The sequence below is a fragment of the Brevundimonas sp. genome, assembly GCF_018608325.1.
GTDB lineage: Bacteria > Pseudomonadota > Alphaproteobacteria > Caulobacterales > Caulobacteraceae > Brevundimonas.
This window is the reverse complement of the sequence record NZ_JABAZW010000144.1, coordinates 34162-40875: the sequence shown is the minus strand read 5'-3', so window position 1 is coordinate 40875 and position 6714 is coordinate 34162. Positions and strand designations below refer to the sequence as shown.

At 63.7% G+C, this 6714-nt stretch carries 9 protein-coding genes, 1 tRNA gene and 1 pseudogene; all 11 read right to left on the bottom strand.

Annotation, left to right across the window (positions count from 1 at the left end; all coding sequences use genetic code 11):
* A pseudogene (locus QZ281_RS14500) lies at positions 1 to 292 on the bottom strand (energy transducer TonB); the annotation flags it as partial.
* A 14-nt stretch (positions 293 to 306) separates the two neighbouring features.
* A complete protein-coding gene (locus tag QZ281_RS14495; protein ID WP_292229536.1) occupies positions 307 to 741 on the bottom strand; it encodes a biopolymer transporter ExbD in 435 nt (144 codons plus the stop codon).
* 5 nt (positions 742 to 746) lie between these two features.
* Entirely contained in the window at positions 747 to 1631 is an 885-nt protein-coding gene (gene exbB, locus QZ281_RS14490) for a tonB-system energizer ExbB (protein ID WP_292229534.1), read from the bottom strand.
* A gap of 522 nt (positions 1632 to 2153) precedes the next feature.
* Positions 2154 to 2229: transfer RNA gene (locus tag QZ281_RS14485), tRNA-Phe, on the bottom strand.
* Positions 2230 to 2292: 63 nt separating this feature from the next.
* On the bottom strand, positions 2293 to 2457 hold the full coding sequence (gene yacG / locus QZ281_RS14480) for a DNA gyrase inhibitor YacG (protein ID WP_201097802.1): 165 nt from the start codon (positions 2455 to 2457) through the stop codon (positions 2293 to 2295).
* A 3-nt stretch (positions 2458 to 2460) separates the two neighbouring features.
* Entirely contained in the window at positions 2461 to 3504 is a 1044-nt protein-coding gene (locus tag QZ281_RS14475) for a ribonuclease E/G (protein ID WP_292229532.1), read from the bottom strand.
* Positions 3501 to 4076 carry a Maf family protein gene (locus QZ281_RS14470; RefSeq protein ID WP_292229530.1) on the bottom strand — a complete coding sequence of 192 codons (576 nt, stop codon included), beginning with the start codon at positions 4074 to 4076 and terminating at the stop codon, positions 3501 to 3503. Before QZ281_RS14470 ends, QZ281_RS14475 begins: the two co-directional genes overlap by 4 nt.
* A 12-nt stretch (positions 4077 to 4088) precedes the next feature.
* Positions 4089 to 4307, bottom strand: a complete 219-nt coding sequence (infA, locus tag QZ281_RS14465; protein WP_008261544.1) for a translation initiation factor IF-1 — start codon at positions 4305 to 4307, stop codon at positions 4089 to 4091.
* Positions 4308 to 4410: 103 nt separating this feature from the next.
* A complete protein-coding gene (locus QZ281_RS14460; RefSeq protein ID WP_292229528.1) occupies positions 4411 to 4878 on the bottom strand; it encodes a UPF0262 family protein in 468 nt (155 codons plus the stop codon).
* Positions 4875 to 5360 (bottom strand): DUF2948 family protein, encoded by a 486-nt coding sequence (locus tag QZ281_RS14455; protein WP_292229526.1) that lies wholly within the window; start codon positions 5358 to 5360, stop codon positions 4875 to 4877. The genes QZ281_RS14460 and QZ281_RS14455 overlap by 4 nt, the downstream gene beginning before the upstream one ends.
* On the bottom strand, positions 5350 to 6639 hold the full coding sequence (murA, locus tag QZ281_RS14450) for a UDP-N-acetylglucosamine 1-carboxyvinyltransferase (protein WP_292229524.1): 1290 nt from the start codon (positions 6637 to 6639) through the stop codon (positions 5350 to 5352). The genes QZ281_RS14455 and murA overlap by 11 nt, the downstream gene beginning before the upstream one ends.
* Positions 6640 to 6714 lie beyond the last annotated feature (75 nt).

Here is a 6714-nt window from a genome sequence, read left to right as displayed (position 1 = left end):
GCACCGGCGGACGCACCTGAAGCTTCGGCGGAGGCGGCGTGTCAGGCGGAGGCGGCGGCGGCGGAGGCGGAGGCGGCGGAGGAACCGGCGCAACCAACTCGACCTTCACGGCCTCGTCGACGTAGTTGAACTCCTTCAGCTTGAACTTCGACTGCTGCAGGAAGAACAGAAGAAGCGCGAACAGAATGGTGACGATCAGGAGGCAGACGATCAGCACGGGGTAAGAAACCCCCATGAAGCCCTTCTGCTTCGGGATGTCGTAGCGACTGCGATGATATTCGACGTCTGTCATACTATCTCCGCACCTCAACTCGTCGCTTGGTCTTCGCCGACCAGGGCGACGCTGTAAAAGCCGGCATCCTGCAGGGCGTTCATGACCTGCATGAAATCGCCGTACCGGGTGTTCTGGTCAGCACGGATGAAGATCCGCTCATCTGCCGGGTTCCGTGCGCCGATCTGATCACTCAGATCGGAGCCCAGAGATCCGACGCTGGTCTGGAAATCGCCCACATAGACGGAACCGTCTGTCTGGATCGAAATATAGACCGGCTTGGGCGGGTTCGGCGCCGCCTTGGCGACAGCGATAGGCAGTTCCACCGGCACCGACACGGAGGCGAGCGGCGCCGCAACCATGAAGATGATGAGGAGGACGAGCATGATATCAACGAAAGGCGTAACGTTGATATCGCTGTTTGCCTCAACCTGGTTGCCACCGCCGCCCGTTTTGATCTTGGCGGCCATGCGTATTACGCCCCCTTGTCGAGCTGACGCGAGATGCCGTTCAACAGTTCAGCAGCAAAGCCGTCGGCGCGGGTGCCGTAACCAGCGATGCGGGTGTTGAAGTAGTTGTAGAAGACAACGGCCGGGATAGCGGCGAACAAACCGATACCGGTGGCGAGCAGAGCTTCAGCGATACCCGGAGCAACGACGGCCAGGTTGGTCGTGTTGGATTCCGCGATGCCGATGAAGGAGTTCATGATGCCGTAAACGGTGCCGAACAGACCGACGAACGGACCAATCGATCCGACCGAAGCCAGGAACTGTTGACCGCCCGACAGGCGCTTGGCCAGACCGGATTGCACAGCGTTCACAGCAGCGGTGGCGCGGCCCAGGGCCGAGTCCAGGTGGTCGCCGGTGACCGACAGGCCCGATTGACGCGACAGTTCGATTTCTTCGGTGGCTGCGGCGGCCATGTCGGCCAGCGGGTTGCCGTCGAACTCTTCTTGCGTCGCGATGGCGCGCATGTCGGAGATCGTGCGAGCGCCGCGGAAGCTCTCGAGGAAGTTGTCGGTCTTGCGGTTCAGCGAGCCAAACTCGAAGAGCTTGATGAGCAGCAGGGTCCACGAGAAGATGGACGCCAGCAGCAGGCCGATCATGACGACCTTAACGATCACGGTCGCTTCCATGAACATCGAGATCGGCGTGATGCCGCCGCCGTGATGCGAAGCAGCTGCTTCTTCAGCAGGCGCTGCGTCAGCGGCCGGAGCAGCTGCGGGGGTTGCTGCACCAGCGGCGGGTGCAGTTGCCGGGGTCGGCTCGGCCGGAGCCTGGGCCAGAACCGGCGAGCTCGCCATAAGGGCGGCAGCGCCGGCCATGGCGAGGAGGATATTCGTCTTCTTGCTGTTCAGCATAGTTCGCCAGTTCCTGCTTGGTCTGACTCGTGGAACCAAAGATGCGGCCATAGTCAGCGACCGCATCCCAACCTGAAATGTTTCCTTCAGCCCCCCTGTCCGCTCGGGAGCATGGGAACTGAAATCTTTTAGAAGAGACGTGGGCGGTTGCCCGTCCAGCCTCCGATGTCGAACCGTCGGAGAGCACGCCTCCTGAAATCCGTGACGCCCTATTGATAAGGCGTCTCAACCCCTTTGACGAACCCTTACCGGAGCGTCAAGGGCGAAGCGCCCGATTTCACTTAACGGGATACATGGAGTGAAGTCGTGCGCGACAGGCCCATCTGAGCAGCATCACGCGACATTTTAATGATGATTGGCCGAACTTCGGAGCAAGGATGTTCGAAAAAGCCCCATATCGGAGAAATCGTTCCGCAGGACGTCAGATAGCGGCAATCGCATTCCCTAAGCTTGGCGGGGTGGCGACCATTTCTGCTACGATTTTTAGGAAAAAACGCAACGACCGCAAAAGTCGTTGAGAGATGGTGCCTGGAGGCGGGTTCGAACCACCGACACGCGGATTTTCAATCCGCTGCTCTACCAGCTGAGCTATCCAGGCGCCGACGCGGCGTCGCGAGAGGCGGGTCTATAGGCGAGGCTTTTCGGCCTGTCCAGCGCCGTTTCAATCCTTTTCCACATCATCTTCAGCGCTCTCGTCCAGAGCGGCCGGAATGGCGTAGGCGCCAGTGAACCAACGCTGCAGGTCAACCTCGGAACAACGACGCGAGCAGAACGGCTTGTACTTGGGATCAGGCTCGGCCTTGCGGCAGATGGGGCAGGAAGCCATGGGTCAGTTCTCTTCTATATGTCCGCGCCCGGCGGCGACGGCGGCATCGGCCAGGACACTGGCGCGCGGCCCCAATCGTGCGGCCAGCGGTCCAGCTATGGCGGCCTCTTCAGGTGCGCAGCGTATGCGCAGACGCGGCGCAGTCGTATCCGTCAGCATTTGCCGACGCAGACGACGCACCAGGGCAATCGCACGCGTCTGAACTGCGGGGCGGCCGTCGGCACCCCGCAGCACCTCTTCTATGGGCGTGCGTCGCCAGGGCAGCGAGATCTGCAACAGGCCAAAACGGCTGACAGGCGCAAACACCGCCTGCGGTTCATGCGCAAAGACCGCCCGCGCGGCTTTCAGCTGCGCCTCGCCATCCTGAGCGTCGCCGACCAGATCGATGACGACCAGCCCGGCCCAGTTTCTAAGTTCGATCAGGCGGGCGGCCTGGCGCAGGCCCTCGCGATTCGCGATCGCCCTGCCCTGTTTCGGGTCACGCCCCGCTGTGGGCGCATAATCGATGTCGACCGCGACCAAAGCGCGCGTTCGCTCGATCGACAGGTCGATTCCGGCGCCCGTGAATGCGTGCGTGCGGCTCAAGGCCTCATCTTCGGCCTCAAGCACGGCATCAATCGCTTCGATTCCCGTCACTGATTCCACGCCCGGCGCGAAGCTTTGCAACTGGAGCGCAACAGAGGGGGCAGGTTCCAGCAGACGGGGGGCGCCCTCCCCCGGTCCAAGGCGACGAACCGCCGCACCTTTTCCGGCGCGCGATTCGGCGGTGACGACAACCTCAAGGCGCTGGCCCTGCGTCAGACGGTCGTTACGCGGGAAAGGCAGGAAGACCGGCGAATCGGCGCCGATGTCGGCAAAGGCCCCGCGCAGGCCCGGATTGACCTCGGTCACGCGCCCGACAGATCGGGCGCCGAGGCGGGTCTGGGGGCAATCCCCCTCACGATGAATCAGAAGATGGGTGAAGCGGCCGTCCCGCATCACGGCGCCGCGCGTCTCACCCGGCGTCTCGTCGAGGAAGACCTCGAGATCGCCGCCCAGCGGGCTCATGCCCGCCAGCCGACGCCGTTCAACAGTTGGACGGCTTCATAGACCGGCAGGCCCATTACGGACGGATGGCTGCCGACGATGCGTTGGATAAAGGCGCCCGCAGCCCCCTGGATGCCATAACCGCCCGCCTTGCCGCGCCAGTCGCCGCTGGCGACATAGGTGGCGATCTCATGGTCGGACAGGGTTTTGAACGTCACGCGCGTCTCGTTGACGCGCGACGACAGCTTGCCGTCTCGAACGACCGCCACGCCGGTGAAGACGCGGTGATTACGGCCGGACAGCAGTTTCAGGAAACGCGTCGCCTCCGCCTCGTCCGCCGCCTTTTCAAGAAAGCGACGGCCACCCGACACAACCGTATCGGCGGCGATGATCACGGCCTCAGGGCGACGGGCGGCAACGACCTGCGCCTTGGACGTGGCGAGACGTTCCGCCAGACGCGGCGGGGTTTCGCCTTTCAGCGGCGTCTCGTCGATATCGGCAGGGTCGATATGGTCGGGCTTGATGCCGACCTGCGCCAGCAACTCGATGCGGCGTGGGCTGGACGACGCCAGCACAAGTTCAGGACGGGCCAACTCGGCCTGCCCTTACTTGAAGCGGTAGGTGATGCGACCCTTGGTCAGATCGTACGGCGTCATCTCAACCAGGACCTTGTCGCCGGCCAGCACGCGGATGCGGTTCTTGCGCATCTTGCCTGCAGTGTGAGCGATGATCTCGTGGTCGTTCTCGAGCGTCACGCGGAAAGTGGCGTTCGGCAGCAGTTCGCTGACGGTGCCGGGAAACTCGAGCAGTTCTTCCTTAGCCATGCGGCCTCTCACGCCCGTCTGAAATGCGTTCAACCCCACGCCGGGCGGGCGCGTGGGGCGGAATGGAGGGGCCTAATGCCCGAAAACGTAGAGATAGTCGAGGTCAGCCGCGACGGTAGAGGGCGCAGAGCAGCGTAAACAGGCGTCTCGAGGTCTCATGATCGACCACGATCTTGCCTTCCAGCCGCGCCACGAGTTGTTCAGCCCCCTCGTTGTGCAGACCACGTCTGCCCATGTCGACCGATTCGATCTGGCTGGCGGAAGAGCCGCGCAGAGCCTCGTAATAGCTGTCGCAGATCAGCAGATAGTCCTTCACCACCCGCTTCAGCGGCGTCAGGCTGATGGCGTAGGTGCGGGTGAACTCGGTCGCGGTGATGTCGAACACCAGCCGATTGTCCTGCAGCGACAGCTTCAACTGATAAGGGCCGCCCTCGGCGCCCACTGGCTCGAAGCTGTTCTTCTCGACCAGATCAAAGATGGCCACGCGGCGCTCATGCTCGATCTCGGCGGGCGCCGCAGGAAGCGTCGCCGCATCCAGTTCGACGGCGGACAGTCTGTGAGGACCGCTCATGCTGCATCTCCATTATCCGGATGAACCTCATCCAGATGGGTCGGGGCGATCCGCGCCGGCCAGCGTTCCGAAATATCCGTCACCACGGCGTCCAGGCATTCGACATCGACCCGCAGGTCGCCGCCGCCCGCGAACATCAGGATGACCTTGCCGCCGGGCGTCTCGGTCGGGATGAAGTCCAGCGCCAGCAACTCCAGCGAGGCGTCAGGGCTGCGCGACAGGCGGCGGCTCTTGACCCCCTGCACGTCGCCGAACTGCATGGCGCACATCACCCGCGTGCCCCCGCACTCCCAGCAAAAGCGGCTGAAGGCGATGGTCAGGGTGCGGGCCTGCTTCTCCCAGACGATGTCGACAGGCCGCAGGATGGCGTCCTGAAGCGCGGCGGAAATGATCTGAAGATCGTCGGCGTCCTCCGCCAGCAGACGCAGCGGTTCGACCGGCGTGCTGGGAACAGGCGGGACGCCGTCGATATCAGTGCTCATCACCTGTTCCCTTTATCCGGCGAATGTCCGCGCCGCAGGCGCCGAGCTTTTCTTCCAAACGCTCGAAACCGCGATCCAGATGATAGACACGTCCTACGGTCGTTTCGCCCTGGGCCACCAGGCCCGCGATCACCAGGCACATGGAGGCCCGAAGGTCCGTCGCCATGACCTGAGCGCCGTGCAGAACCTCGACGCCGTTGACGTGCGCCTCACCCGCATGGACCGAAATGTCTGCGCCCAGACGCGCCAGTTCCGGCACGTGCATGAAGCGGTTTTCAAAGATCGTCTCACGAACCGTGCTGACGCCCTCTGCGGTCGTCATCAAGGCCATGAACTGCGCCTGCAGATCGGTGGCGAAGCCGGGATAGATCGCGGTCTCGACATCCACGGCCTTCAGCCGCTGTTTCGGATCGCGCTTGATCAGCACGCCGTCGGCGGTGGGCGACACCTCGACGCCAGCCTCGATCATCTTGTCGGTCAGCGAACCGATCAGTTCGGCGCGCGCCTTGGTCAGACGCACCTCGCCGCCCGCCATGGCGGCAGCGACGGCGTAGGAGCCCATTTCGATCCGGTCGGGAATCACCGACCAGGTTGCGCCGTTCAGCGACGAAACCCCGGTGATGGTCAGGACGTCGGTGTCGATGCCCTCGATCTTGGCGCCCATCGCCGTCAGACAGTGGGCCAGATCGCCGATTTCCGGCTCACGCGCCGCGCGACGCAGCACCGTCGTGCCTTGCGCCAGCACCGCCGCCAGCAGGGCGTGCTCGGTCGCGCCCACGGAGACGAACGGGAACTCGATCTCGGCGCCCTTCAGGCCCTTGGGCGCGCGGGCGGTGACATAGCCCTCTTCCAGTTCGATCTCTGCGCCCAGCGCCGTCAGCGCCTGCAGGTGCAGGTCCACTGGACGCGCGCCGATGGTGCAGCCGCCGGGCAGCGACACCTTGGCCTCGCCCGTGCGCGCCAGCAGCGGCCCCAGCACATTGAACGAGGCCCGCATCTGGCGAACCAGATCATAGGGGGCGAAGGTCGAGGTCAGGTCCTTGGCGTGAAACAGGCTCTCCTGCCCGTCGGCGCCGTCACGTTCGGTCACCTCGATGCCGAACTGACGCAGCAACTGGCCCAGGAACCGCGTGTCCGCCAGACGCGGCATATTGGTCAGCAATAAGGGCTGATCCGTCAGGATCGAGGCAGCCATCAGCTTGATGGCGGAGTTCTTGGCGCCGCTGACGGGAATGTCCCCGAAAAGCTGGGCGCCGCCCTGAATGGCTATGCTGTCCATGACGTCCTTGAAGCGCGCCCGAAGGAAACGCTTCGGGGGGATCGTTCTCTAGCAAGCCGTCAGCCGCTTGCCAAA